The sequence below is a fragment of the Delftia sp. WSY_12 genome (assembly GCF_043104645.1).
Lineage (GTDB): Bacteria > Pseudomonadota > Gammaproteobacteria > Burkholderiales > Burkholderiaceae_C > Comamonas > Comamonas tsuruhatensis.
The window spans coordinates 102,579-127,105 of the sequence record NZ_JBICKW010000016.1; the positions used below are offsets into that span (position 1 = coordinate 102,579).

Consider the following 24,527-nt stretch of genomic DNA (forward strand, 5'->3'; position numbering starts at 1 on the left):
CGAGCTCCTTCAGTCAGGCTTGTACGTTACAGAAACACCCGCTCCAGCGATTTGACTGGAGTTGGGCACAGTCTCCGCCCTTACTCCGTCCTGTTCAAAAGGTTCAGAGCCCTTCTTTTCATCGAAGTTTTTGTTGTTGTTGAGTGTTGACCCTGAGTGTACCACATTCCCCATCAATTTTGTCGGGTAACAAGAGCCAACAGGCTTCAGACAAGGCACCGCCTCAGGAAACCTGCGCGGAAGAGCCTCCGAACAGTTGCTCCTTGAGCAGTGCCAGCTGATCGCGCACCCGCGCCGCCTGTTCGAACTCCAGGCTGCGCGCATGTTCGAGCATCTGCTTCTCCAGACGCTTGATTTCCTTGGCCACATCTTTTTCGGACATGTCCTCGACACGCGCTCTTTCGAGCTGATTGGCTTCCAGACGTTCCGCTTCCTTGCCGCTTTTTTCGCTGTAGACACCATCAATCAGGTCTTTCACCCGCTTGACAATCTGCTTGGGTTCAATGCCGTTTTCCTCGTTGAACGCCATTTGCTTGGCGCGGCGGCGCTCGGTCTCGCCGATGGCCTTCTTCATCGACTCCGTGATCCTGTCCGCGTAGAGGATGGCCTTGCCGTGCAGGTTGCGTGCGGCGCGGCCGATGGTCTGGATGAGACTTCGCTCGGCGCGAAGAAAGCCTTCCTTGTCGGCATCGAGGATGGCGACCAGCGAGACTTCAGGGATGTCCAAGCCCTCTCGCAGCAGGTTGATGCCCACGAGAACGTCGAAGACGCCCAGACGCAGGTCACGAATGATCTCCACGCGCTCCACCGTCTCCACGTCGGAGTGCAGATAGCGCACCTTGACCCCGTTTTCGCTCAGGTAGTCGGTGAGCTGCTCGGCCATGCGCTTGGTGAGCGTGGTGATGAGAACACGCTCCCCGCGCTCGACGCGCAGGCGGATTTCCTGCAGCACGTCATCCACCTGGTTGGTGGCTGGGCGCACTTCGATTTCGGGGTCGATCAGCCCCGTCGGGCGCACAACCTGGTCCACGATCTGACCTGAGTGGGTTTTTTCGTAGTCTGCCGGCGTGGCCGAGACAAAGATGACCTGGCGCATGCGCCGCTCGAATTCCTCGAATTTCAGCGGCCGGTTGTCCAGCGCCGACGGCAGCCGAAAGCCGTACTCCACGAGCGTGGTCTTGCGCGAGCGATCGCCGCTGTACATGGCGTTGAGCTGACCGATCATCTGGTGGCTCTCGTCCAGGAACATGAGCGCGTCGCTGGGCAGGTAGTCGGTCAATGTGCTGGGGGGCTCGCCCGGGGCTGCGCCGGAGAGGTGGCGCGTGTAGTTCTCGATGCCCTTGCAGTGGCCGACCTCGGTGAGCATTTCAAGGTCGAAGCGCGTGCGCTGCTCCAGGCGCTGGGCCTCGACCAGCTTGCCGTCACCCACCAGTTGCTTGAGCCGCTCGGCCAGTTCCAGCTTGATGGTTTCCACGGCGGCCAGCACCTTGTCGCGCGGCGTGACGTAGTGGCTGCTGGGGTAGACAGTGAAGCGCGGAATGCTCTGGCGCACGCGGCCCGTGAGCGGGTCGAACAGCTGCAGGCTTTCAACCTCGTCGTCGAAAAGTTCGATGCGGATGGCCAGCTCGGAATGCTCGGCGGGGAAGACATCGATGGTGTCGCCGCGCACGCGGAACTTGCCGCGGCTGAAGTCCTGGTCGTTGCGCTGGTACTGCATGCGGATCAGCTGCGCGATGACGTCGCGCTGGTTGATTCGGTCGCCAGTACGCAGCGTCATGATCATGCGGTGGTAGCTTTCGGGTTCGCCGATGCCGTAGATGGCCGAGACCGTGGCCACGATGACCACGTCGCGCCGCTCCATGAGACTTTTGGTGCACGAAAGCCGCATCTGCTCGATGTGCTCGTTGATGGCGCTGTCTTTTTCGATGAAAAGGTCGCGCTGGGGCACGTAGGCCTCGGGCTGGTAATAGTCGTAGTAGCTGACGAAGTACTCGACGGAGTTCTTGGGAAAGAACTCGCGGAACTCGCTGTACAGCTGTGCGGCCAGTGTCTTGTTGGGTGCGAAGACGATGGCCGGACGACCCAGGCGGGCGATCACGTTGGCCATGGTGAAGGTCTTGCCCGAGCCCGTCACGCCCAGCAGGGTCTGAAAGGATTCACCGTCCTGGATGCCCTCGACCAGCTTCTCAATGGCGGCGGGCTGGTCGCCAGCCGGTGGATAGGGCTGGAACAGCTCGAAGGGGGAGTCCGCGAAATGCACGAACTGGCCCGAGGCCGCAGGTGCTGGAGAGGAATCAGAGACTTCGTGCATGACGTGGGTTCGCAAAAGTGGGTATCGGCCGGCGAGATCGCTAGAATTCATGGGTTAACCCGAAAGCCTACCGCAGCTTGGGGCTAGCCGCGTTTTTTCCACCTCCCAAGACATCCCAAGGACGCTTCATGTCTCTGTTTACCGCCGTCGAAATGGCCCCCCGCGACCCCATCCTGGGTCTGAACGAGCAGTTCGCTGCCGACACCAACCCCAGCAAGGTGAATCTGGGCGTGGGCGTGTACTTCGACGACAACGGCAAGTTGCCCCTGCTCGAGTGCGTGCAGGCCGCCGAGAAGGCGATGATGGACAAGCCCACGGCCCGCGGCTACCTGCCCATCGACGGCATCGCTGCCTATGATGCCGCAGTCAAGGGCCTGGTGTTCGGCGCCGAGTCCGACGTCGTCAAGTCCGGCCGCGTGTCCACGGTGCAGGCCATCGGCGGCACCGGCGGCCTGAAGATCGGCGCCGACTTCCTCAAGAAGATCAGCCCCGCTGCCAAGGTGCTGATCTCCGACCCGAGCTGGGAAAACCACAAGGCCATCTTCACGAACGCCGGTTTCGAGGTGGGCACCTATGCCTACTACGACGCCGTCAACCGCAAGGTGAACTTCGAAGGCATGCTGGCCGACCTGAACGCAGCGGCCCCTGGCACCATCGTGGTGCTGCACGCCTGCTGCCACAACCCGACCGGCTACGACATCACGGCCGAGCAGTGGGACCAAGTGATTGCCGCCATCAAGGCCAAGGGCCTGGTGGCCTTCCTTGACATGGCCTACCAGGGCTTTGGCCACGGCATTGCCGAAGACGGCGCCGTGATCGGCAAGTTCGTGGCCGCCGGCCTGAACATCTTCGTCTCGACCTCGTTCTCCAAGAGCTTCAGCCTGTACGGCGAGCGCGTGGGCGCACTGTCGGTGGTCGCCAACGACAAGGAAGAGGCGGCCCGCGTGCTGAGCCAGCTCAAGATCGTGATCCGCACCAACTATTCCAACCCGCCCACCCATGGTGGCGCCGTGGTGGCGGCCGTGCTGAACAACCCCGAGCTGCGCGCACTGTGGGAAAAGGAACTGGGCGAGATGCGCGTGCGCATCAAGGCCATGCGCCAGAAGCTGGTCGATGGCCTGAAGGCTGCCGGCGTCCAGCAGGACATGAGCTTCATCACCACGCAGATCGGCATGTTCAGCTACTCCGGCCTGAGCAAGGACCAGATGGTGCGCCTGCGCACCGAGTTCGGCGTCTACGGCACGGACACGGGCCGCATGTGCGTGGCCGCGCTCAACAGCAAGAATATCGACTACGTCTGCCAGTCGATCGCCAAGGTGGTCTGACCGCCACTCCAGCCACCTGGCCCTGCGCCGGGTGACAAGGCATGCCGCCAGCGCTCCCTGCCCTGGCGGCATTTTCTTTGTGCGGGCGGTTTTTGCATCCTGGCAGTCCGGTATGCGCCAGGTCTGCGCAGGTACCGGTGCGATCATCCGGGCAGCCGAAACATCGAATGAAGAACGAGACGCTCCATTCCCATGCCAGATCACGCCTGCCTCACTCCCTTCACCTCCTCGCCTGCAGACGGGCTGCCCCTGTCCGGCGTACGCATTCTGAGCCTGGCACTGAACCTGCCGGGTCCCGCCGCCCTGATGCGCTGCGCGGCCATGGGCGCGCAGTGCAGCAAGCTGGAGCCGCCCTCTGCGCAGCCAGGGCCTGCCGGCGCGGACCCGATGGCGCTCTACAGCCCGCAGGCCTATTCCGACATGCACCAGGGCATCGCAGTCTGGCAGGCACAGCTCAAGACCGAGGACGGACAGGCCGCGCTGCACAAGGCGCTGGACAGCGCCGACATCCTGCTGACCTCGTTCCGCCCCGCCGCGCTGGCCAAGCTGGGGCTGGACTGGGCGTCGCTGCAGCAGCGCCATCCGCAGCTGTCGCTGGTGCGCATCGTCGGCAGCGCGGGAGCCCTGGCCGATGTGCCGGGCCATGACCTGACCTATCAGGCCGAGGCGGGGCTGGTACAGGGCGGCGCCATGCCACCCAGCCTGTTTGCCGACATGGCTGGCGCGCTGATGGCCAGCGAGGCCGTGCTCAAGGCCTGGCTGCTGCGCCAGCGCAGCGGCCACGGCAACCTGCAGGAAACAGGACTGGCACAGGCCGCGCAATGGCTGGCCCTGCCCTGGCACTGGGGCCTGACCCGGCCCGACGGAGATGTGGGCGGAGCACACGCAGGCTATCGCGTCTATGCCTGCGCCGACGGTTCGGTGGCCGTGGCGGCACTGGAGCCGCATTTCGCGGCACGCCTGTGCGCAGCAGCATCGGTGCCGGGCGATGGCAGCATCGCCTGCATGCGCAACCCGGCCACGCATGCGGCCCTGGAAGCCTTCCTGGCTGCCCTGTCCTGCGCCGAACTGGCAGACCTGGCCGAGCGCCACGACCTGCCCCTGCATCCGCTCGCCGCTCAGCCAGCGGCCTCGCGCCGCTTGTAGGCGAATGCCGAAAGGCAGCATCTGCGCACGACCTACAAGCCGCCTGGGTCGCGGCTGCCCGCTGAGTATGAACATGCTGCTGCCGACGACCCTCTTTACCGCGATAGCCTGCTCCTCTTAAATCAGAGCTGCGCATACAACCAGACAACCCGAACACATCTGGAAACACCCATAATCGGCTCATCTGGAGGCAGCCCCATGGTTCGAGAACATCCATCGACCGCCCCGCTATCCGGGATGCGTCAGCCACCTAGCCACTCAGCGCCTGGCCTGCAGCGCATCGGCGCCAGCGCCTAAGGCCGCCGCTGGGTCCCCCTTCCGTCCACCGCCTATGCAAAGCCAGCCCCCAGCCCATGTGCCGGTACTGCAGCTGGTGCAGCGCATCTGGCCCCTGGTGCTGGTGGTCGTGGTGCTGGTGGTCATGGCCAGCGGCAGCCTCTACCTTGTGTCTGCGGTGCGCGCCTTCGTGGCCGGAGAAAGCCTGTGGTCCAAGGCACAGAAGGATGCCATCTACGCCCTGAGCCGCTATGTGGACAGCGGCTCGGCGCGCGACCTGGCGCGCTTCGAGCAGGCCATGATCGTTCCTGCAGGCGACTGGCAGGCCCGCATGGCGCTGGACGATGTGCCGGCCAGGGTCAAGGACGCGCGCGCCGGCATTCTGCTGGGAGGCAACCACCCGGACGATGCCGACGCGCTGATCTGGCTGATGCAGACTTTTCGCCATGTCGAACTGCTGGAGGAGCCCTATCGTTACTGGAAGCAGGGCGACCAGTACCTGCAGCAGCTCGACCGGCTGGCGCAGGAGATAGAGCAGCGCCACACCGTGGGAAGCGTGAGCGCCGAGGACGTCATCACCTGGAAGCGCGAGATCGAGCAGATCAACGCCGGCGTCACACCCGCCACCCAGCAGTTCAGCGCCTCGCTGGGCCGCAGCTCCCGGCAGATGGTGATGTGGCTGCAGTGCATTCACCTGATGCTGGGCGTGGCGCTGATCCTGGTGGCGCTCTGGCATACGCGGCGCATGCTGCAGCAGCGCCAGCAGGTGCAAAACGACCTGCTGACCGAAAAGGAAAGGGCCCAGACCACGCTGGCATCGCTGGGCGATGCCGTGATCACCACGGACGCCCAGGGCGTGGTGGACTATGCCAACCCTGCCGCGCTGGGCCTGCTGGGCAGCAGCGAGCAGCAGCTCAAGGGACGGCACCTGGCCAAGGGCCTGCATTTCAACAGCATCGACACCACCCAGACGGCGGAAAGCCTGCTGACCCATCTGCTGTCGGGTCGGCAATTGCGCGAAGAGCACACGCGGTGGCTGCGGCGCCATGACCGCAGCATCGTGCCGGTCAAGCTCATGGGCTCGGCCATCAGCGGCGGCGGGGAGCGCCCGGCAGGTGCGGTGATCGTGCTCAGGGATGTCTCGCGTGAGCAGCAGTATCTGGACCAGCTTTCCTGGCATGCCAGCCATGACGGCCTGACCGGGCTGGAGAACCGCGTGGAATTCGAGCGCCGCCTGCAGCGCCTGCTCAACCAGGGCCAGCACAGGCTGCGGCCCGCAGCCCTGCTGTACATGGATCTGGACCAGTTCAAGCTCATCAACGAGACCTGCGGCCATCCGGCGGGCGATGAAATGCTGTGCGAGGTCAGCCGTCTGCTGCTGCACAACCTGCGCGAGACAGACACCCTGGCCCGCCTGGGCGGCGACGAATTCGGCGTTCTTCTGGAGAACTGTCCGCCCGAGCCCGCGCTGCGCATTGCCGAAAAGCTGCGCCAGGCTGCCGAAGCCCTGCACGTGCACTGGGGCAAGCAGGTGCTGCGCACAGGACTGAGCATTGGACTGGTCCACATCGGCGGCGAGGTCCAGTCGGCCCAGGACCTGCTGCGCATGGCCGACATGGCCTGCTACCGCGCCAAGGAGCGCGGCCGCAACCGCATCTATGTCTACCGCAGCGACGACGGCGAATACACCCGCCACGTCAGCGAGATGGAATGGGTCACGCGCATACGCACGGCGCTGGAGCAGGAGCGCTTTTGCCTGTACGCACAAAGCATTGCACCGCTGCAGCCCGATGGCCAGCGCGGCCTGCATTTCGAGGTGCTGCTGCGGTTGCGCGACGAGCAGGGCCAGATCATCTCGCCAGCCGCGTTCATACCCGCGGCAGAGCGCTACGGCATCATGCCCACCGTCGACCGCTGGGTGATCGCCAGAACGCTGGCCACGCTGGCCGAGCATCCGGCCGCGCTGCGCCATATCGACACCTGCGCCATCAATCTGTCAGGCCCCAGCCTCGACGACGACGGGCTGCTGGACTTTGTGCAGGCGCAGCTGAGCACGCACGGCATCGCGCCGCAGCTGCTGTGCTTCGAGATCACCGAGACCAGCGCCATCGCCAGTCTGTCCAGCGCCACCCGGCTGATCCAGGCCCTGCGCACGCTGGGCTGCCGTTTTGCGCTGGACGACTTCGGCGTGGGCATGTCCTCGCTGACCTATCTGAAGCAGTTGCCCGTGGACTATCTGAAGATCGACGGCGGCTTCGTGCGCGACATGCTCCAGGACCCCAGCAACCACGCCATGGTGGAGATGATCAACCGCATAGGCCATATCCTGGGCAAGCGCACGGTGGCCGAGTATGTGGAAAGCCGGGAGATCGCCCAGGCCCTGCAGGCCGTGGGCGTGGACTACGCACAGGGCTTTGCCCTGGCGCGGCCCGTGCCGCTGGACACGCAGTACTTCGAAAGCGGTGCCCAGGCCGCCCGCCGCGAATGGCAGGGCACGCTGGCGCCGGCAGTCGGCTGAGGCGCCTCAGCGCGGCTTGCGCCCGCCCGGCGCGGCCTTGCGGCCGGCCCCGGCAGCGCCTGCGGAGCCGCCCACGCCAGGGCGCGGTGGCAGGCCCGTGTGCTGGGTCAGCATGCGGCCGGGCTTGGGCTGGCTGGAGCGCAAGCGCACGTCGCCTCCGGGGTCGCGGGCCTGTGCCTGCGCCTTGCCCGGCCCCGCACTCTTGCCACCGGCCTTGTTGAGGGCATAGGCCTTGCCCTGCTGGGAGACCACGGCACGCGCGGCCACGCCCGTTCCCTGGGTGCTGTTCTTGCGGCGCGCGCTCTGGTAGCCGCCATCGACCAGGGGCTGGAAGGTGGGGATCAGGTGCTGCTTGCCGTTGCCGATGAGGTCGGCACGGCCCATGGCCTTCAAGGCCTCGCGCAGCAGCGGCCAGTTGTTGGGGTCGTGGTAGCGCAGGAAGGCCTTGTGCAGGCGGCGGCGCTTTTCACCGCGCACGATGTCCACCGACTCCTCGCTTACGTCGCGCATCTGGCGACGCACCTTGGTGAGGGTGTTGCGACCCGAGTGGTACATGGCCGTGGCCGTGGCCATGGGGCTGGGGTAGAAGGTCTGCACCTGGTCGGCGCGAAATCCGTTCTTCTTCAGCCAGATGGCGAGGTTCATCATGTCCTCGTCGCTGGTGCCCGGGTGGGCGGCGATGAAGTAGGGAATCAGGTACTGCTTCTTGCCCGCTTCCTCGCTGAACTGCTCGAACATCTGCTTGAAGCGGTCATAGCTGCCTATGCCCGGCTTCATCATCTTGGTCAGCGGCCCGGATTCGGTGTGCTCGGGCGCGATCTTCAGGTAGCCGCCCACATGGTGCTGCACCAGTTCCTTGACGTACTCGGGCGACTTCACGGCCAGGTCGTAGCGCAGGCCCGAGCCGATCAGGATCTTCTTGATGCCCGGCAGATTGCGCGCGCGGCGGTAGATCTTGACCAGCGGGGCATGGTCGGTGTGCAGGTTCTGGCAGATGCCGGGGAACACGCAGCTGGGCTTGCGGCAGGCGGCCTCGATCTCGGGGCTCTTGCAGCCCAGGCGGTACATGTTGGCCGTGGGGCCGCCCAGGTCGGAGATGGTGCCGGTGAAGCCCTTGACCTTGTCGCGGATGTCCTCGACCTCCTGGATGATGGACTCCTCGGAGCGGCTCTGGATGATGCGGCCTTCATGCTCGGTGATGGAGCAGAAGGTGCAGCCGCCGAAGCAGCCGCGCATGATGTTGACCGAGGTGCGGATCATCTCCCAGGCCGGGATCTTGGTCTCGCCCTCATGGCTGCCGTTGGCGTCGGCATAGCTGGGATGGGGGCTTCGCGCATACGGCAGGCCAAAGACCCAGTCCATCTCGGCCGTGGTCAGCGGGATGGGGGGCGGGTTCAGCCACACATCGCGCGCGGTCACTCCTTCGCCGTGGGCCTGGACCAGGGCGCGGGCGTTGCCGGGATTGGTCTCCAGGTGCAGCACGCGGTTGGCGTGGGCGTAGAGGATGGGATCGGCCTTGACCTGCTCATAGCTGGGCAGGCGCAGCACGGTCTTGTCGCGCGGCGGCTGCTTGCCCTTGCCGCGCAGCGACGGGTTGGGCACGAACTGGATGGTCTGAACAGCGGCGACCGAGGCGCCGTCCGGCTTCGCGTCGGCATCACCCTCTTCCTTGGAGCAGGTCTGGCCCTGGGCCTCGGCCTGCTCGCTGGTGGTCATGTAGGGGTTGATGTGGGGCTCGACCACGCCGGGCTCGTCCACCACGGAGGAATCCAGCTCGAACCAGCCCGCCTCCGACTCACGGCGGAAGAAGGCCGTGCCGCGCACGTCGGTAATGCTTTCCACGGGCTCGCGCGCAGCCAGGCGGTGGGCCACCTCGACCAGGGCGCGTTCGGCGTTGCCGTACAGCAGGATGTCGCACTTGCTGTCCACGACGATGGAGCGGCGCACCTTGTCGCTCCAGTAGTCGTAATGGGCGATGCGGCGCAGGCTGCCCTCGATGCCGCCCAGCACGATGGGCACGTCCTTGTAGGCCTCGCGGCAGCGCTGGCTGTAGACGATGGCCGCCCGGTCCGGGCGCTTGCCGCCCACGTCGCCCGGCGTATAGGCATCGTCGGAGCGGATCTTGCGATCGGCCGTGTAGCGGTTGATCATGGAATCCATGTTGCCCGCCGTCACGCCCCAGAACAGGTTGGGCCGGCCCAGGGCCTTGAAGGCCTCGGCGCTTTGCCAGTCAGGCTGGGCAATGATGCCCACGCGAAAGCCCTGTGCCTCCAGCACCCGGCCGATCACCGACATGCCGAAGCTGGGGTGATCCACATAGGCGTCGCCCGTCACCAGGATCACGTCGCAGCTGTCCCAGCCAAGCTGTTCCATCTCGGCCCGGCTCATCGGCAGGAACGGGGCCGTGCCAAAGCGCTTGGCCCAGTAAGGACGATAGCTGGTCAGCGGCTTGGCGGCGCGATGGAAGAAGGAAACGTCAACGGGGGCGTTCATGATGGGCGGTTCGGCTTCTGGGAGCCTGTGCGGAAGGAACCGGCCAGTGTACGTTTCGGCACTCAACCCTGCTGGTCAAGGGTCTTGCTCCAGCCCCCTGATACGGCCTTCCTGCTGCTGCCAGCCCGACCTCTTTGCGGCCTCCTGCGCCAGCCAGGCCTTGGGCGTGTGCCCGGACCAGCGGCGAAATGCCCGCGCAAACACCTTCGGCGAGTCGTAGCCCGCGTTCTCGGCGATGCGGGCCGATGACAGCCCGCCGGCTTCCATCTGCTGGGCCGCCAGCGCCATGCGGTGCGCCGTCAGATAGCCGATGGGCGTGGCACCCACCAGCTCCTTGAAACGCATGCTGAAGCGGGTGCGCGACATGCCGGCCTCGATGGCCAGCGTCTCCACGCTCCAGGCCCGCTGCGGTTCGCGGTGCATGCACACCAGGGCACGCGCAACACAGGCATCGCCCAGGCCCCGCAGCCAGCCTTCGCCAATGGCAGTCTCGCGCGCCAGGTGCTCGCGCAGGATGTTGACCAGCAGCAGCTCGCCCATGCGCGCGGCCGACAGGCGCCAGCCCGGGCGCCGCGCCAGCGTCTCCAGCGTGAGCGACTCCATGGTGGTGGCCAGGCAGCCGGCCAGCGGCAGGTCGCTTGCCCGGATGTGGATCAGCGGCGGCAGGATGCGGAACACCGAATGACGGCAGTAGGCGGAAAACCACAACAGGGCCGAAAACATGTCCGTGGCCTCGCCGCCGCCGCCATGGCTGAAGACCAGGGGATTTTCGTCCCGCGGTCCTTCGGCGTGGCGGGCGATCATGCGCGAGAACAGCTCGCTGGCAACGTCCATGTCGGACGCCACCACATGCGCGGCGCCCATGGGCAGCATGACCAGATCGCCGGGCTCGACCCGCAGCGCCGGCATGCCCTCCACCTGGATCCAGTAAGGCGCGCCGCGCGCCATGCGGATCATGGCGCCAGTGACGCCCGTGGACTTCAGGCTCCACGGCGCCGTCAGCGCAAAGCGCGCCGTGACGGCGCGCTCCGAGCGGCAAATATCGAGAACTTCACTGAGTACATCCATGGCTCGCGGGACCCTTGTTTTCGGGCCGATGTTAGCCAGTGCCGGCCATGCCACGGCCCGTCGGCGCCCCGACAGCGATAGCGGTTTTCCCTGGAGCGCGACTACGCACTAGAGATCCTGCTGCGCCGCCTGCACCAGCTCCGAGAACACGGACGCGCTGCCCAGCCGTTCGGCCGCCAGCAGCGCCAGCTTGACCAGGAACAGCTCGGACCGCTGCGGGCCCGCCGTGTCGATGGCTGTGGCCAGCTGGTCGTAGACAGTTTCCAGGCCGGCGATATCGAGGGTGTGGGGTGATGTCTGTTCTTGGCTCATGCCGGAACTCCTTGCGTGCAGGTGGCGTTGTCGATGGCCGATTGCAGGCGCCGGGCATCCAGCGCCAGCCAGCGCGCGCAGACATGCTGATCGGGCCGCAGCAGATAGGCGGCACCAGGCGGGTGCCCTGCCGGCACGCCATGGCGTGCACGGCAGCGGCCATCTGCATCGGCCAGGGTCAGATCGGCACCCTGGACCGGCTGCGCGGCCGCCTGGCTGGAGATGGCCACGATGCGCAGGCCCACGCCACGGCCGCGCACCATCCTGGCAACTTCGCACCACTGGGCAGGCACGGGCGTGCCATCGGTGAAATACAGCAGGTCGAATCCACCGCCCAGGTGGTCCAGCAAATAGTCATCGGGCCCCAGGCGCAGGTTCAGCGGCGGTGCGCCATGGCCAGGGCCGGCTTCAAACAGGTGGTTGTCGTCATCCGCGCTGTTGAGCGGCGAGTGCGCGTATTCGTGCGGCCGGGAGGTGCGCCAGTGGTACAGCGGCCGCACGAATTCCTGGGTGAGCGACAGCGACAGCACGGCATCGCGCAGCAGCCGGAAGCCGCGCGAGGGCGGCGCCATGAAGCGCGTGCTCTTGCCGGCCTCTTCGACAATCTCGCGCGCCGCGCCCACGCGCTCGCCGCTGTAGCTGTCCAGCAGCCTCACCGGCGCCACGCCGCGCGCCACCAGGGCCAGCCGCCAGGCCAGGGCCTGGGCATCCTGAAAACCCGTGTTGGCACCGCGCACGCCGAAGATGGGCAGCATGTGGGCCGCATCGCCCGCGAAGATCACGCGGCCGTGCACATAGTCCGGCAAGGTCAGCGCGCGGGCGGAGTAGACCGAACTCCAGTCCATTTCCCAGGGCGTGCCGCCGAAGCCGATCATCTCCAGCTGCGCGTCGATGCGCGCCTTGAGCGATTCGGGCTGCAGCGCCTGCTGCGCGTCCTCGCCCGCAGGCAGTTGGTAGTCCACGCGCCAGATGCCATGCGGCTCGCGGTGCATGAGGATGGTGTTGCCGGGGTTCCAGACCGGGTCGAAGAAGGCCAGGCGCTCCGTGGGCAGTGGCAGGTCGATGCGGATGTCGGCGATCACGAAGCGGCCCTCGTACGACGCCCCCTCCATCACCAGGCCCATGGCCGTGCGTATGCCGGAGCGGGCGCCATCGGCGGCGACCAGCCAGTCGGCCTCCATCGCATACGGGCCTTGCGGCGTGTCCACTTGCAGCCGCGCCTTTGCGGCGGCGCCGCTGCCGACCTGCTCCACCCGGTCCACGCGGTTGCCCCAGCGCAGCTCGATCAGCGGATGGGCCAGCACCGCATCGACCAGGTATTCCTCCAGGTACTGCTGCTGCAGATTGGTCATGGGATGGAAGCGATCGTCCTCGCTGTGCGGCGCCTCCATGCGGAACACGCGCTGCCCCCGGTAGAACGAGTTGCCACAGCGCCAGGGCAAGGCGTTCGCCATGACCCGCTCGGCCACGCCCACCTGCTGCAGGATCTCCATGGAGCGGCGCGTGAAGACGATGGCGCGGCTGCCTTCGGACACCTGCAGTTCGGACTCCAGCAGCACGCAGCGCTGGCCGTGGCGCGCCAGCTCCAGCGCCGTGGTCAGCCCCACAGGGCCCGTGCCGACGATGACGACAGGATGGCGCTGCACCCCTGGATGCTGCGAAGGCAGCCAGGGCTGGTGCACCCGGTACCGGTAGTAGATGGAATGCCGCGGCTGGGCATGGGGCTGGTGCATGGATGTCTCCGTCTTGCGTCTTGCGTCTTTGTGAGGCCGCAGTGTAGGCAGCCCCCGCTCCGGCAATGTCCCCGGATGGGGACAGACAGGACCCTTCAGCCCCCAGGCTCAGGACAGCGCCTCGGGCTCCATCAGCAAGGCAAACAGCTCGCGCTGCCCCTGCACGCCCAGCTTGCCGCAGACGCGCTTGAGATAGGTCCGGGCACTGGCCACCGTGATGCCCAGGCGCTGCGCCAGCCGCTCGGTGTCCAGCCCCTCGACCACGCAGCGCACCACGTCCATATCGCGTTGCGTGAGATGCGCAAAGCGCCGCGCCAGGCGCGCCAGCACCAGGCCCGCCAGATCGTCCTGCAGGGCCTGGCCCGCGTAATGCAGGCGCATGGCCTGCATGACCAGCGGAGCAAAGGCCCCGATGCGTGCAATGGACTGCGGGTCAAAGCCGCCGTGCTCCTCACCCCGGTACAGATTCACCGCCAGCCAGCGTGCGCCGGTCTGCAGGGTCAGCAGCGAAAGCCGCTCCACCAGGCGGGGCAGGTCATAGCAGACACGGCGGTACTCGGGATGGCTCACGTCCGAAGGCTTCTGGCGATGGAGCCAGACGCGCGCTGGCGCCTGGGGATTGCGCTGCTGCCGCGCCAGCTCGGCCTGCATCACGCGCTGCGCGCCGTCCAGTGGATAGAAGCGCTCGCTGTAATCCTGGGAAATCAAAGGCAGTGCGCCTGTGCGTGCCCGGTCCCCGAACCCCACGATGCGCGGCCGAGATCGCCCCTGGAACGAAAAGATCGTGCACTGCGCCAACGGCACATGCCGGCCCAGCAGGTGCAGCAGCTGCCCGGCCACCTCGTCGCTGCTGCCGCTGGAACGGCCCACCTGCTCCAGCAGCGCCGTCACATCGCCCAGCGGCACAGGCAGGCTGGCATCGCTGGCGCAGGCAGGTGCCAGCAGCCAATGGCTGCGGACGGTGTCATTGCTCATGGGTGCGGGAACAGGCTGTGGCAGGAATGCAAAAAGGCCGGTGCATTGCGCAGCCGGCCTGGGTGAAGATGTTGGAATGATAAATCCAGCGCAGCGAGGCCATTGCCTGCTGCGTTCCCGTCGGCGGTCGTTGGAGCCGCTCAGCCTGGCCGGATGGCCCTTGGCTGCACGGCTGCAGCCATCACCATTCGCCTACGTTGCGAATGCGCTGGTCCAGGTCCAGAGGAAGGCCGCCACCGGCGGCTTCATGGTCCTGGCCTGCCTGCTCCAACGCCATGGGCGGAGGACTGAAATGATCGCGGCCAAAGGTGTGTTCGGTGAGAACGGGATCGCGGGAAGGTGGGGTGTTCATGGTTGCGCCTCCTTGACAGAAAGCTTACTGCGAATCTTTCACGATTTCTGTAGGACAAACCTGGATGCAACCCTCTGAAGCTGAAATGACACAAGGTACGCATGCTCACAAATGTGTAGCGCTTCGTAATAAAGGCGTAATGAATCCATGCGCCAAACACCGAGCCAGGGGCAATCGGGTAAGCTTGCCGCCCTCCATGCCACAGACACTCCGCGCGCCTGCGCACAGCGAACTCCTCATCAAGAAAAGCCGTTTCATCGGCTGCGTGCAGCCCATGGCCGACCGCGCCAGCGCCCAGGCGGTGGTCGATGCGCTATGGCACGAGCACCCCGGCGCCGCCCATGTCTGCTGGGCGCTGCTGGCAGGCGGCCAGTCGGCAGCCGTCGATGACGGCGAGCCCAGCGGCACGGCAGGCCGCCCCATGCTGGACGTGCTGCGCCACCAGGACCTGGAAGGCGTGCTGGCCACCGTGGTGCGCTACTTCGGCGGCGTCAAGCTGGGCGCCGGCGGCCTGGTCCGTGCCTACACCGATGCCGTGGCCCAGGCCTTGCTGACCGCCGAGAAGGTGACGCTGCAGCGCATGCAATTGCTGCGCTGCAGTGTCCCTTATGCGCTCGAAGGCCTGGTGCGCCGCGAGATCGATGCGGCAGGCGCCGAGCTGCTCCAGGTCGAGCATGGATCGCTGGTGCAGTTCGATCTGCGCCTGCCGCAGTCGCAGGCTGAAGGCTTTGTGAGCCGCCTCAACGAGAGCGGTCAAGGACGCGTGGGCTGGCTGGAAGTCCACCCCAGCGAATGAGATGCGCCGGGCTCAAGCAGTTCAACCGGCCACCAGAAACCGCTGCGCCAGCAGCACCCAATAGGCGGCTCCCACGGCGATGTTGTCGTCGTTGAAGTCATAGCCCGGGTTGTGCACCATGCAGGCGCCTTGCTCGCTTCCCTCGCCATTGCCAATCAGCAGATAGCTGCCTGGCACGCGCTGCAGCATGAAGGCAAAGTCTTCGCTGCCCGGCAAGGGTGGCGCCTGCAGCGTGACATGTTCCGGGCCCAGCAGCTCCAGCGCGATCTGGCGCGCGAAGTCCGTCTCCTTGGGCGTGTTGACCAGCACGGCATAGCCGGGTCGCCAGTCGAGTTGCGCCTGCACGCCGAAGCTCTCGGCCTGCGCACTCACCAGGTCGCGAATGCGCTCCTCCAGCAGCCTGCGCACATCGGCATCCAGCGCACGCACGCTCAACTCCAGCACCGCGCTGTGGGCGATCACGTTGTTGGCCTTGCCCGCATGGATGGCGCCCACGGTCACCACCGCCATCTGCAGCGGATCGATGTTGCGCGAGACGATGGTCTGCAAGGCCATGACGATGCTGGCGGCCGCAACGATGGGGTCGGCCGCGCGGTGCGGCATGGCACCATGCCCGCCCACCCCGGTGAGCGTGAGCGTGGCGTAGTCGGAGGACGCCATGGCCGCGCCCTCGCGCAGGGCCAGCCTTCCCTGGGGCAGGCCCGGCATGTTGTGCATGGCAAAGATGGCGTCGCAGGGATGTCGCTCGAACAGCCCGTCTTCCATCATGCGCAAGGCCCCGCCGCCGCCCTCCTCCGCAGGCTGAAAGATCAGCGTGAGCGTTCCGTCGAAGCCGCCGTGCTCGGCCAGATGCCGGGCCGCTGCCAGCAGCATGGCGGTATGGCCGTCATGGCCGCAGGCATGCATGACGCCGGCATGCGTGCTGGCATGGGCGAATTCATTGGCCTCGGCGATGGGCAGCGCGTCCATGTCGGCGCGCAGACCCAGACGCCGGCTGCCGCTGCCGCGCACCAGCCGCCCCACCACGCCCGTGCCACCCAGGCCGCGTTCCACCTCGTAGCCCCATTGCTCCAGTTGCTGCGCGACCAGGGCGCTGGTGCGGTGTTCCTCGAAGCCGAGCTCGGGGTGCCTGTGGATGTCGCGGCGCAGCTCGACGAAGGCTGCGGCCGAGCCGCGCAAAGTGTCCAGAAGGGTGTTCATGTGCGGCGTCTCACTGGGGTTGCAGGCGGATGGAGCGGGCAATGCTGCGGTAGCGGGCCGTCTCGGCCTCATAGAACTGCGCCGCTTCGGCCAGCGACATGGGCGCCGCGGCCAGTTGGGTCTGCAGGGCCAGTTGCTCGCGCACGCCCGGGTCCTTGAGCATGGCGCCTATCGCCTGGTGCAGCCTTTGCACCACCTCCTGCGGCGTGTCCTTGCGCACCAGGAAGCTGGTCCAAGTCTTGTAGGCGAAGTTTTTCAGCTCCCGGCCCTCACGCACCGTGGGCACATTCTTGAGCAGCTCCGATCGCTGCTCCCCCAGCTGGCCCAGGATCTTGAGCCGGCCCTGCTCGGCCAGCGCGCCCATGGCAGCGCTGTAGACGAGCACAGCGAAATCGACCTGCCCGCTGCCGATGTCCTGCAGCAGCGGCGCATTGCCCTTGTAGGGCGCATGCATGAGTTGTATGCCGGCGTCCTGCTGCACCTTCTCCAGGATCAGGTGGTAGAGCGAGCCAATGCCGACACTGCCGTACGACAGCGGCCGGCTGGCGCTTTTGCGGGCCAGCGCGATCAGCTCATCCACATTGCCGGCCTCCAGGTCCTTGCGGGCGACAAACACCATCACGGCCTCGGCCACGGGATGGACCAGGCGGAAATCCTCGGCCTTGAGCCGCACGGCGGCATTGGCCAGCGGCGACAGGATCACCTCGTTGGGCGAGCCCTGGAAGACGTAGTGCCCGTCGGGCGGCGCTGCCAGCACTTTCTGAGCGGCCATGGCGCCGCTCACGCCGCCCAGGTTCTCCACGATGACCTGCTGGCCCAGCGCCTTGGACAGCGGCACGCTGAAGATGCGGGCAATGGCGTCCGAAGGGCCGCCGGCCGGATAGGGAACCATCAGGCTCACGGGCCTGGAGGACGGGCTCTGCGCACAGGCCAGGCCCGCGCTCAGCAGCAGGCCGGCGCCCGTCAGCCAAACGCGCTGGAACAAAAATCTCATCATGTCTCCTTGGTGGATGGCTCCGGCTCGGTCGGCCGGATACGCGGCATCCTAGGAGCCGGGTCATCGAACGTCCAATGCATTGTTGGCTGCATTAGCATGAGTTTCATGCAGACTTCAGGGCGCGAAAAATCATGACGCTGGTGCAGCTCAGACATCTCATATCGGTGGCGCAGACCGGCTCCTTCAGCCGCTCGGCCGAGGCCATGCATCTGACACAGCCGGCCCTCAGCCGCAGCGTGCGCGCGCTGGAGCAGGAGCTGGGCATACCCTTGTTCGACCGCATCGGCCGCCACAGCGAACTCACAGCATTCGGCCGCGAGATGCTGGGACGGGCACGCGCCCTGGTGACTGAAGCCGACGAGCTGCGTGACAGGGGGCGCCAATTGCGCGAGGGTGCGGCCGGCACTGTGCGTGTGGGCCTGGGATCGGGCCCCGGCGCAATATTGATGACGCCGTTCCTGCAGCACATGACCGTGCACCACCCCGGCGTGCGAACCGAGGTGGCGCGCGGCAGCACCGATCTGCTGGTGCACTCGCTACGCGAGCGCCTGCTCGACGCCCTGGTCGTGGACCTGCGCGCGCTGCGGCCCGCACCCGACCTTGCGTTGGACGTCGTGCACGAAATGCGCGCCGCCTTCATGTGCCGCACCGACCATCCACTGGCCCGCCTGCAGCGGGATCTGCGCTTCGAGGATGTGCAGCGCTACCCCGTCGCCTCCACCCCGCTGAGCGACCAGGTGGCCTGGCTGCTGGTGGAGACCTATGGCGCCACAGCACACCCGGCGCGGTTCGTCACACTGCAGTGCGAGGAGTTGCCCAGCCTTGTGGACGTTGCGCGCAACAGCGACACCGTGCTGCTGGCCGTGCGCGCCGTCGCCCCGGACCTGGCCGAATTGCCCATGGACCCGCCCATGCGCAGCACCGCCCGCTTCGGGCTGGTCACGCTGCGTCAGCGCAGTGAGGCGCCGACGCTGGCAATCCTGCGAGGCCTGATGGTCGATTTGATGTGCGATGGCCCTCCAGCCGTCGCATAGACAAGGCCTCTGCCCTGCACGGCCGGGCAGAGGCGTCTGCAAGGGCCGACAAGGACCACAGGCAGCGCTTCAGCGGCGGTCTTGGGTCGGCCACCAGGGATATGCGAAATCGGCTTGAAACGAAGGCAGCTGTGCTCAAAACAGAAAATGATCATCGATCAGTTTTTGCTGGACATCTTTACCCATTCCAACCAATGAAGAATGTCCACCAAAAGAGTAAATTGGATTTTCCAATGACCACATCCCTATACTATTTGCTTGGACTCCACATGACCAAAAAGCCGCAATGGCAACTGACACTGCCGCTGTAAATCTTGCATATCGCTTTTTCATAAATCACCTTTCTTGGATTTGAAATGATTTCAAGCTTTCATGGCGCACACAGGTTCTGTATGAAAGCGTGCGTCGCAAGCTGCGTGACTTCGCTTTTGCCTGTCATATAGCAGCCATCCTGGCTCAACGCCGAGGCAGTGCTGTTCTCACCGCCCGCGAGGGTTCCCCGGTCCACCGTGCCGCCCGTTGGCGTCCAGGTGATGGCGTGGGAGCTTCCGTCGGCCAGTTCGCTGTGGCCTGCCACCGTTCCGTTGTCACCGATATCCACCACACGTGCATTCATGCCGCCAGGCAGCGGAGGAATATCGCGGATGACACCGGTCTGGCTGTTCCAGTAATAGGGCATGCTGCGCCCGTCTGCCAACTGGTAGTGCCCAATCACCTCGCCGAGGATGTTGAGATCGACGCCGCTGTTTCGCGCGGGCGGGGACGATATGGACAACACCTGCGGACTGGAGGACGAGTTGAGCCAGACGACGGTGCGTCCACCCTGGGCACCGAAATCGCAGTAGCCCATGATGCGGGTATTGACGACGGTCTTTGCGCGGCAGAAGACGGCATTGAGAGGCAGGTTCAGGGCCGTGGCCATATAGCCGCCCAGAACTGCGGCAGACCAATAGACAGGACGCGGATGCCCGCTGTTGTCGGGACAGTTGCCCACGATGCCCGGCATGTTGCCGCCCACCACGAAATTGTCCACATCGGACGGAATGCAGTTGGTGCTGTTCAGGCCCAGCAGGCCCGCCGGCAGCGCGCGTGCCGTGGTTTCATTGTTGCGCCACATGACAGGGCGGGCCGTGTTGCTGCCGCTCAGGCTGACGCCTGCCACATAGCCGCCCTGGTTGAATGCCGTGGGCATGCTGCGCACATCGAGCGTCAGCGGCTGCAGTGTCTGCACCGTGGCCGGCGTGGCCGCATTCCAGAACACGCCCACGGACACCGAATTGCCGTCCAGGCAGCTGCCCACCACCTGGCCGCTGTTGGTGATGGCCGCCGCGTTGCAGTTGCGCCCCGGCGACAGGCGCACAAGGTCTGCCGCACTGCCCGGCGCCAGCGACACGAAGCCTGCGGACGAGCCGTCGCTCTCTGCACAGGCGCCCACGACATGGCCGCTGTTGTTGATGTCCAGGCCCACGCATTGCGGGCCTGCCGACGTGCCCACGTCCTGCATGGGCAGGGCCTGCGCGGCCGGCAGTGCCAGCAACGCAAGGCACGCAACGGAAAAATTCAAATGCTTTGGCTGAAGGCGCATGAAGGGTTCTCCTGAAAAAGCAAAGAAGTCGTTCATGTAAATCGGGCACCGAACAGGAAATCCGCATGGGGCTTGGCATATGCGCGCCGGTGCAGACGCTATTTCCGTGATCCGCATCCCGGCCCCACGATAGGCATCGCGGTATGGAGCCGTCCATCCGAGCAGCAATCAAAACAACAAAAACCATCAACAAAATCAAAAGCTTGCAAAAGAATCCCCCATCAATAATTGTCTCATCGGCATCCGGGATTCAGGCCATGCCATAGCGCAGCGCCATATGAATGGGGGCTCTCCATGGCAATCACACACTGCCTGACATCCGACAGCGCACGGCCGAATGGCGCAATCCGCCGCCGCTGGAGTCCGGCAGAACTGCTGGCACTCGAACGCTGGGCCGGCGTCCTGCCCGTGCAGGTGATCTGCCGCCGGCTGGACCGCAGCGAACGCTCCGTTCGCTGCCAGATGCACAGGCGCGGCCTGAGCACCCGAGTCCGCGAGGGCGTCGGGCTGCGGCAGGTCTGCGAGGACCTGCAGCTGTCCGCACGGTCGGTGAAGGCCTTCATCCTCGATGGCCGCCTGCGCCTGCACAGCGCACAGGTGCATGGCGGGGTGATGGCCCAGCTTCATTGGTCCCTGCGCCGCTGGCTGCAAACAGCGCAAAGCCGCTTGTGCCGTGTCAGCCATTTGAGGGTTACCGAGACATCCCTCAGGCGCTTTGCGCGGGAAGCGGATTTCGGCGCATCAGGCAGCCGCACGGGCGCGGCATGGCAACACTGGGCATCCGGCTAGCCCCTGCGCGGCACGGGCCGGGCCCTGGATGTCCAGCAGCGGTTTCGGCCCTTCGCCTACGACTGCCGCGAGCGCCAGCATGCAGACTGGCACGCATGTCCCATGGCAGGCGAGGCAGTCATCTCGACCATCTGTCGGTACTTCAGTCGGCACTTCAGTCAGCACTCCCGTCGGCACACCTTTCGGCACATCCACCGGCGGCGGAGACCTCCACGGGACCTGGTGCCACAGTCAAAGGAATCAGACAGCATGAAAAACCCACCCACCACCGCCCTCGACGTGATCATCGTCGGTGCCGGCTCGGCCGGACTGTCGGCACTGCGCGAGGTGCGCAAGCACACGGAGCATTTCGCCATCGTCAACGACGGGCCCTGGGGAACGACCTGTGCGCGGGTGGGATGCATGCCGTCCAAGTTGCTGATCGAGGCGGCCAACGCCTTCCATGCACGCCATCACTTCGATGCCTTCGGCATACGCGGCGCGAGCGGGCTGCAGCTGGACCTGCCCGCCGTTTTGCGCCGCGTGCGCAAGCTGCGCGACGAGTTCGTGGCAAGCACGATCAAGGCCACGGAGGGCCTGGGCTGGCGGGCCATCGACGGGCGTGCCAGGCTGCTGGCAGCCAATCGGATCGAAGTCAACGGCAAGGTGCTGGCTGCGCGCAAGCTCATCCTCGCTCCAGGCTCCAGCCCCGTGGTGCCGGAGGAATGGAAGCGCTTTGGCAAGCGCATCCTGACCACCGACACCTTGTTCGAACGCAAGACGCTGGGCCCGCGCGTGGCCGTCGTCGGCCTGGGTCCGCTGGGCGTGGAGATTGCACAGGCGCTGGCACGGCTGGGACTGGAGGTCACCGCACTGGGACGCGGTCCGAAGCTTGCCGGCCTGTCCGACCCGAATGTCACCGACGCATTGCGGCATCTGCTTGAGAAAGAGATGACGGTGATCACCGACCATGAAGTGCAGTTGAGCAAGGGCCCGGACAGCAGCATCGTCGTGCGTGCAGGCGACACCCGCATCGTCGTGGACCACGTGGTGGCCGCCATGGGCCGGCGCCCGCAGCTGGAAGGCCTGGGGCTGGAGACGCTGGGACTTGAGCTGGACGAGCACGGTCAGCCGCCCGTGAGCCGCGAGACACTGCAGGTCGGCGAGCTGCCGCTGTTCCTCGCGGGCGATGCCAATGGCGACCGCCCCTTGCTGCATGAGGCCGTGGACGAAGGCCATATCGCGGGCACCAACGCCATGGCAGAGAACGTGGCCTGCTTCGAGCGGCGCGCGCCGCTGTCCATCGTCTTCAGCTCGCCCAACGCGGCCGTCGTGGGCCAGCCCATGAAGGCGCTGCTGGGGCAGGACTTCGTGGTGGGCCGCGTGGATTTCGCGCACCAGGGGCGTGCGCGCGCTGCGCAGCACAACGCGGGCCTGCTTCACGTCTATGCGGACACGGCCAGCGGCCGGCTGCTGGGCGCGGAAATGTGCGCACCGGGCGGCGAGCATCTGGCCCATCTGCTGGCCCTGGCCGTGCAGCAGCAACTGACCGTGCAGGAGTTGCTGCGTGCGCCCATCTATCACCCCGTGCTGGAAGAGGGCCTGCGCACCGCCCTGCGCGACGCGGTGCGCCAGCTGCCCCAGCAGCCGCCCTCCGACCTGGGCAACTGCGATTCTTTGCCCATGGACGATTGATCGCGCGCGGCCCAGGGCCGCACGCGGATCAATCCTGGGGCGCGCTCTGCGGTGCGCTTACTTCCGACAGCGTCCACCCGCCATTGCCATCGACCGCCAGCGCGTGGGTATGGAAACCCGCCAGCGTGCTGCGGTGGCCCACGCTCACCAGCATGGTCGAGCGCATCTGCTCGCGCAGCAGCGTGTACAGCGCATGCTCCAGGCCCTCGTCCATGGCCGAGGTGGATTCATCGAGAAAGACGATGGCGGGCCGGTTGAACAGCACGCGGGCAAAGGCCAGGCGCTGCTGCTCGCCAATCGACAGGATGCGGGACCAATCCTGGTTGACATCCAGCTTGTCGGCCAGATGGGCCAGGCTGACCTGGCGCAGCGCCTGTTGAAGGTGCTCGTCGTCCTGCGGTGAAGCATCCATCGGATAGGCAATGGCCGTGCGCAGGTCGCCCAGCGGCAGATACGGGCGCTGCGACAGGAACAGCGCCTGGTGGCCGCCCGGGCGGCCCACCGTGCCCTGGGCATGCGGCCACAGGCCGGCAATGGACCGCAGCAAGGTGGTCTTGCCACTGCCCGAAGGCCCCTTGATCAGCAGCGCCTGGCCGGGAATGAGCTTCAGTTGCAGGCCGCTGAGCAGGTGGTGGCCGTCCGGGCGGCTGACCTGCAGGTGCTCGATGTCCAGGGCGCCGGGCTGCTCTCTGTGGACGACCTGGGGCAGTTCGCGGGTCTGCGCATTGGCATCCAGAAAGCCGCACAGGCGATCCAGCGCAGCGCGGTACTGGGCGAAAGTGTCGTAGGAGGTTCGGAAGAAGGACAGCGCATCCTGCACCTGCCCAAAGGCCTGCGAGGTCTGCATCACATCACCGAGCTTGATGGCACCGCTGAAAAAGCGCGGCGCCTGCAGCAGAAAGGGAAAGACCACGGCCACCTGGTTGACGGTGAGGTTGAAGCCGTCGAACTTCAGGCTGCGGTAGACCAGGGCCCAGACATTGGCGATCAATGCCGAGAATCGCGTCAAAAGCGTGTTGCGCTCGATGGCCGCGCCCTGGTAGAAGGCGATGTTCTCCGCGTATTCGCGCACGCGCACCAGGGCGTAGCGGAAGTTGGCGGTCAGCCTCTCGTTCAGGAAGTTCAGCCGGATCAGCGGCTGGCCCAGGCGAAAGGCGATCAGCGTGGCGATGATCACATAGATGTAGACCGCAAAGACCATGGCCCGCGGAACCTCCACGCCCGCCACGGCAATCGGGGCAGACAGCCCCCAGAGAATGCCCGTGAACGCCACCAGCGAGACCACCGCGCTGACGGCACCCAGCGCCAGGGTCAGCGAGTTCGAGACAAAGGTGTTCACATCCAGCTCGATGCGCTGGTCGGGGTTGTCCACCGGCTCGTCCAGGAAGTGGCTGCGATAGTAGGCATCGCCGCGCATCCAGTCGGTGGTCACGCGCTCGTTGAGCCACACCCGCCAGCGGATGCGGAACGCCTGGTTCACATAGAAATTGAACAGCTCGCGCAGGATGTGGACCGTGGCCAGCACCGCAAAGATACCCAGGAAGCGCCAAAAGCCCTTCTGGTCCAGTTCCTGCAGCGCGCTGTAGAAGCCGTTGTACCAGTAGGAAAACAGCACGTTCATGCGCACCGAGACCAGGGCCAGCACCAGCAGCAGCGTGAACACCAGCAGCGGCCACCAGCTGTTTCTGGGGTGCAGGAACGGGCCGGCCAGCTGCCAGAACTGCCGACCCCAGCGGGTGAATCGAACCACCAGCAGCGCCACGGCCGCGAAAGCCACGACGGTGATCACTGAGGCCGCCGCCAGCCAGACCAGGCTTTCCTGCAGCGCCTTGCTCCAATCCATGTCCATGTCGGAGATCCTCGGGTTGTGTGGGTGGAGAGAATCTACTCCTGTTCAGACAGGCCGGCGGGCAGGCCTGGGCGCATGCCGGCAGCAAGCCATC

The 24,527-nt window shown here is 66.0% G+C and carries 19 protein-coding genes; 7 read left to right on the top strand and 12 right to left on the bottom strand.

Annotated features, from left to right (window positions below; translation table 11 throughout):
* Positions 1 to 223: 223 nt before the first annotated feature.
* The gene (gene uvrB / locus ACF8LI_RS10045) at positions 224 to 2,311 is read right to left on the bottom strand and encodes an excinuclease ABC subunit UvrB (RefSeq protein WP_034365932.1); all 2,088 of its coding nucleotides are present in this window, start codon (positions 2,309 to 2,311) and stop codon (positions 224 to 226) included.
* A 128-nt stretch (positions 2,312 to 2,439) separates the two neighbouring features.
* On the opposite strand from uvrB, the gene ACF8LI_RS10050 reads away from it, so the two are divergent.
* The 3 genes from ACF8LI_RS10050 to ACF8LI_RS10060 all read left to right on the top strand — a co-directional run bounded on the left by ACF8LI_RS10050 (position 2,440) and on the right by ACF8LI_RS10060 (position 7,576).
* A complete protein-coding gene (locus tag ACF8LI_RS10050) occupies positions 2,440 to 3,636 on the top strand; it encodes an amino acid aminotransferase (protein WP_392412542.1) in 1,197 nt (398 codons plus the stop codon).
* Positions 3,637 to 3,828: 192 nt separating this feature from the next.
* A complete protein-coding gene (locus ACF8LI_RS10055) occupies positions 3,829 to 4,782 on the top strand; it encodes a CoA transferase (RefSeq protein WP_017403937.1) in 954 nt (317 codons plus the stop codon).
* A 331-nt stretch (positions 4,783 to 5,113) separates the two neighbouring features.
* Positions 5,114 to 7,576 carry an EAL domain-containing protein gene (locus tag ACF8LI_RS10060; RefSeq protein WP_017403936.1) on the top strand — a complete coding sequence of 821 codons (2,463 nt, stop codon included), beginning with the start codon at positions 5,114 to 5,116 and terminating at the stop codon, positions 7,574 to 7,576.
* A 6-nt stretch (positions 7,577 to 7,582) separates the two neighbouring features.
* Here the strand turns inward: ACF8LI_RS10060 and ACF8LI_RS10065 are convergent, their stop codons facing one another.
* The 6 genes from ACF8LI_RS10065 to ACF8LI_RS10090 form a co-directional block, all read right to left on the bottom strand.
* Positions 7,583 to 10,069, bottom strand: coding sequence for a YgiQ family radical SAM protein (locus ACF8LI_RS10065; RefSeq protein ID WP_288897073.1), 2,487 nt, complete (start codon positions 10,067 to 10,069; stop codon positions 7,583 to 7,585).
* Between the two features lie 75 nt (positions 10,070 to 10,144).
* Positions 10,145 to 11,137, bottom strand: a complete 993-nt coding sequence (locus tag ACF8LI_RS10070; protein WP_017403934.1) for an AraC family transcriptional regulator — start codon at positions 11,135 to 11,137, stop codon at positions 10,145 to 10,147.
* A gap of 108 nt (positions 11,138 to 11,245) precedes the next feature.
* On the bottom strand, positions 11,246 to 11,449 hold the full coding sequence (locus ACF8LI_RS10075; protein WP_016447131.1) for a hypothetical protein: 204 nt from the start codon (positions 11,447 to 11,449) through the stop codon (positions 11,246 to 11,248).
* Positions 11,446 to 13,182, bottom strand: a complete 1,737-nt coding sequence (locus ACF8LI_RS10080) for an FAD-dependent monooxygenase (RefSeq protein WP_154834204.1) — start codon at positions 13,180 to 13,182, stop codon at positions 11,446 to 11,448. Before ACF8LI_RS10080 ends, ACF8LI_RS10075 begins: the two co-directional genes overlap by 4 nt.
* A 108-nt stretch (positions 13,183 to 13,290) precedes the next feature.
* Positions 13,291 to 14,157, bottom strand: coding sequence for a helix-turn-helix transcriptional regulator (locus ACF8LI_RS10085; RefSeq protein ID WP_392412545.1), 867 nt, complete (start codon positions 14,155 to 14,157; stop codon positions 13,291 to 13,293).
* 181 nt (positions 14,158 to 14,338) lie between these two features.
* On the bottom strand, positions 14,339 to 14,509 hold the full coding sequence (locus ACF8LI_RS10090) for a hypothetical protein (RefSeq protein WP_016447134.1): 171 nt from the start codon (positions 14,507 to 14,509) through the stop codon (positions 14,339 to 14,341).
* Positions 14,510 to 14,705: 196 nt separating this feature from the next.
* On the opposite strand from ACF8LI_RS10090, the gene ACF8LI_RS10095 reads away from it, so the two are divergent.
* On the top strand, positions 14,706 to 15,305 hold the full coding sequence (locus tag ACF8LI_RS10095) for an IMPACT family protein (RefSeq protein WP_392412547.1): 600 nt from the start codon (positions 14,706 to 14,708) through the stop codon (positions 15,303 to 15,305).
* Between the two features lie 21 nt (positions 15,306 to 15,326).
* Here ACF8LI_RS10095 and ACF8LI_RS10100 read toward each other — a convergent pair whose 3' ends face one another.
* On the bottom strand, positions 15,327 to 16,505 hold the full coding sequence (locus tag ACF8LI_RS10100) for a M20 aminoacylase family protein (protein WP_017403929.1): 1,179 nt from the start codon (positions 16,503 to 16,505) through the stop codon (positions 15,327 to 15,329).
* Between the two features lie 10 nt (positions 16,506 to 16,515).
* The gene (locus ACF8LI_RS10105; RefSeq protein ID WP_013802199.1) at positions 16,516 to 17,499 is read right to left on the bottom strand and encodes a tripartite tricarboxylate transporter substrate binding protein; all 984 of its coding nucleotides are present in this window, start codon (positions 17,497 to 17,499) and stop codon (positions 16,516 to 16,518) included.
* 134 nt (positions 17,500 to 17,633) lie between these two features.
* Between ACF8LI_RS10105 and ACF8LI_RS10110 the strand changes: the two genes are divergently transcribed.
* Positions 17,634 to 18,536: a LysR family transcriptional regulator gene (locus tag ACF8LI_RS10110; protein WP_392412550.1), complete on the top strand. Its 903-nt coding sequence runs from the start codon at positions 17,634 to 17,636 to the stop codon at positions 18,534 to 18,536.
* A gap of 135 nt (positions 18,537 to 18,671) precedes the next feature.
* Here ACF8LI_RS10110 and ACF8LI_RS10115 read toward each other — a convergent pair whose 3' ends face one another.
* Both ACF8LI_RS10115 and ACF8LI_RS10120 read right to left on the bottom strand, forming a co-directional pair.
* Entirely contained in the window at positions 18,672 to 18,869 is a 198-nt protein-coding gene (locus tag ACF8LI_RS10115) for a hypothetical protein (RefSeq protein ID WP_148078937.1), read from the bottom strand.
* A gap of 37 nt (positions 18,870 to 18,906) precedes the next feature.
* Positions 18,907 to 20,121 (bottom strand): HAF repeat-containing protein, encoded by a 1,215-nt coding sequence (locus ACF8LI_RS10120; RefSeq protein ID WP_392412552.1) that lies wholly within the window; start codon positions 20,119 to 20,121, stop codon positions 18,907 to 18,909.
* 294 nt (positions 20,122 to 20,415) lie between these two features.
* Between ACF8LI_RS10120 and ACF8LI_RS10125 the strand changes: the two genes are divergently transcribed.
* Together ACF8LI_RS10125 and ACF8LI_RS10130 are read left to right on the top strand one after the other, a co-directional pair.
* Positions 20,416 to 20,910 carry a hypothetical protein gene (locus ACF8LI_RS10125; RefSeq protein ID WP_046239843.1) on the top strand — a complete coding sequence of 165 codons (495 nt, stop codon included), beginning with the start codon at positions 20,416 to 20,418 and terminating at the stop codon, positions 20,908 to 20,910.
* Between the two features lie 249 nt (positions 20,911 to 21,159).
* Positions 21,160 to 22,584: a dihydrolipoyl dehydrogenase gene (locus tag ACF8LI_RS10130; protein ID WP_392412554.1), complete on the top strand. Its 1,425-nt coding sequence runs from the start codon at positions 21,160 to 21,162 to the stop codon at positions 22,582 to 22,584.
* A gap of 28 nt (positions 22,585 to 22,612) precedes the next feature.
* Here the strand turns inward: ACF8LI_RS10130 and ACF8LI_RS10135 are convergent, their stop codons facing one another.
* Positions 22,613 to 24,433: an ABC transporter ATP-binding protein/permease gene (locus tag ACF8LI_RS10135; RefSeq protein ID WP_392412556.1), complete on the bottom strand. Its 1,821-nt coding sequence runs from the start codon at positions 24,431 to 24,433 to the stop codon at positions 22,613 to 22,615.
* Positions 24,434 to 24,527: the final 94 nt, after the last annotated feature.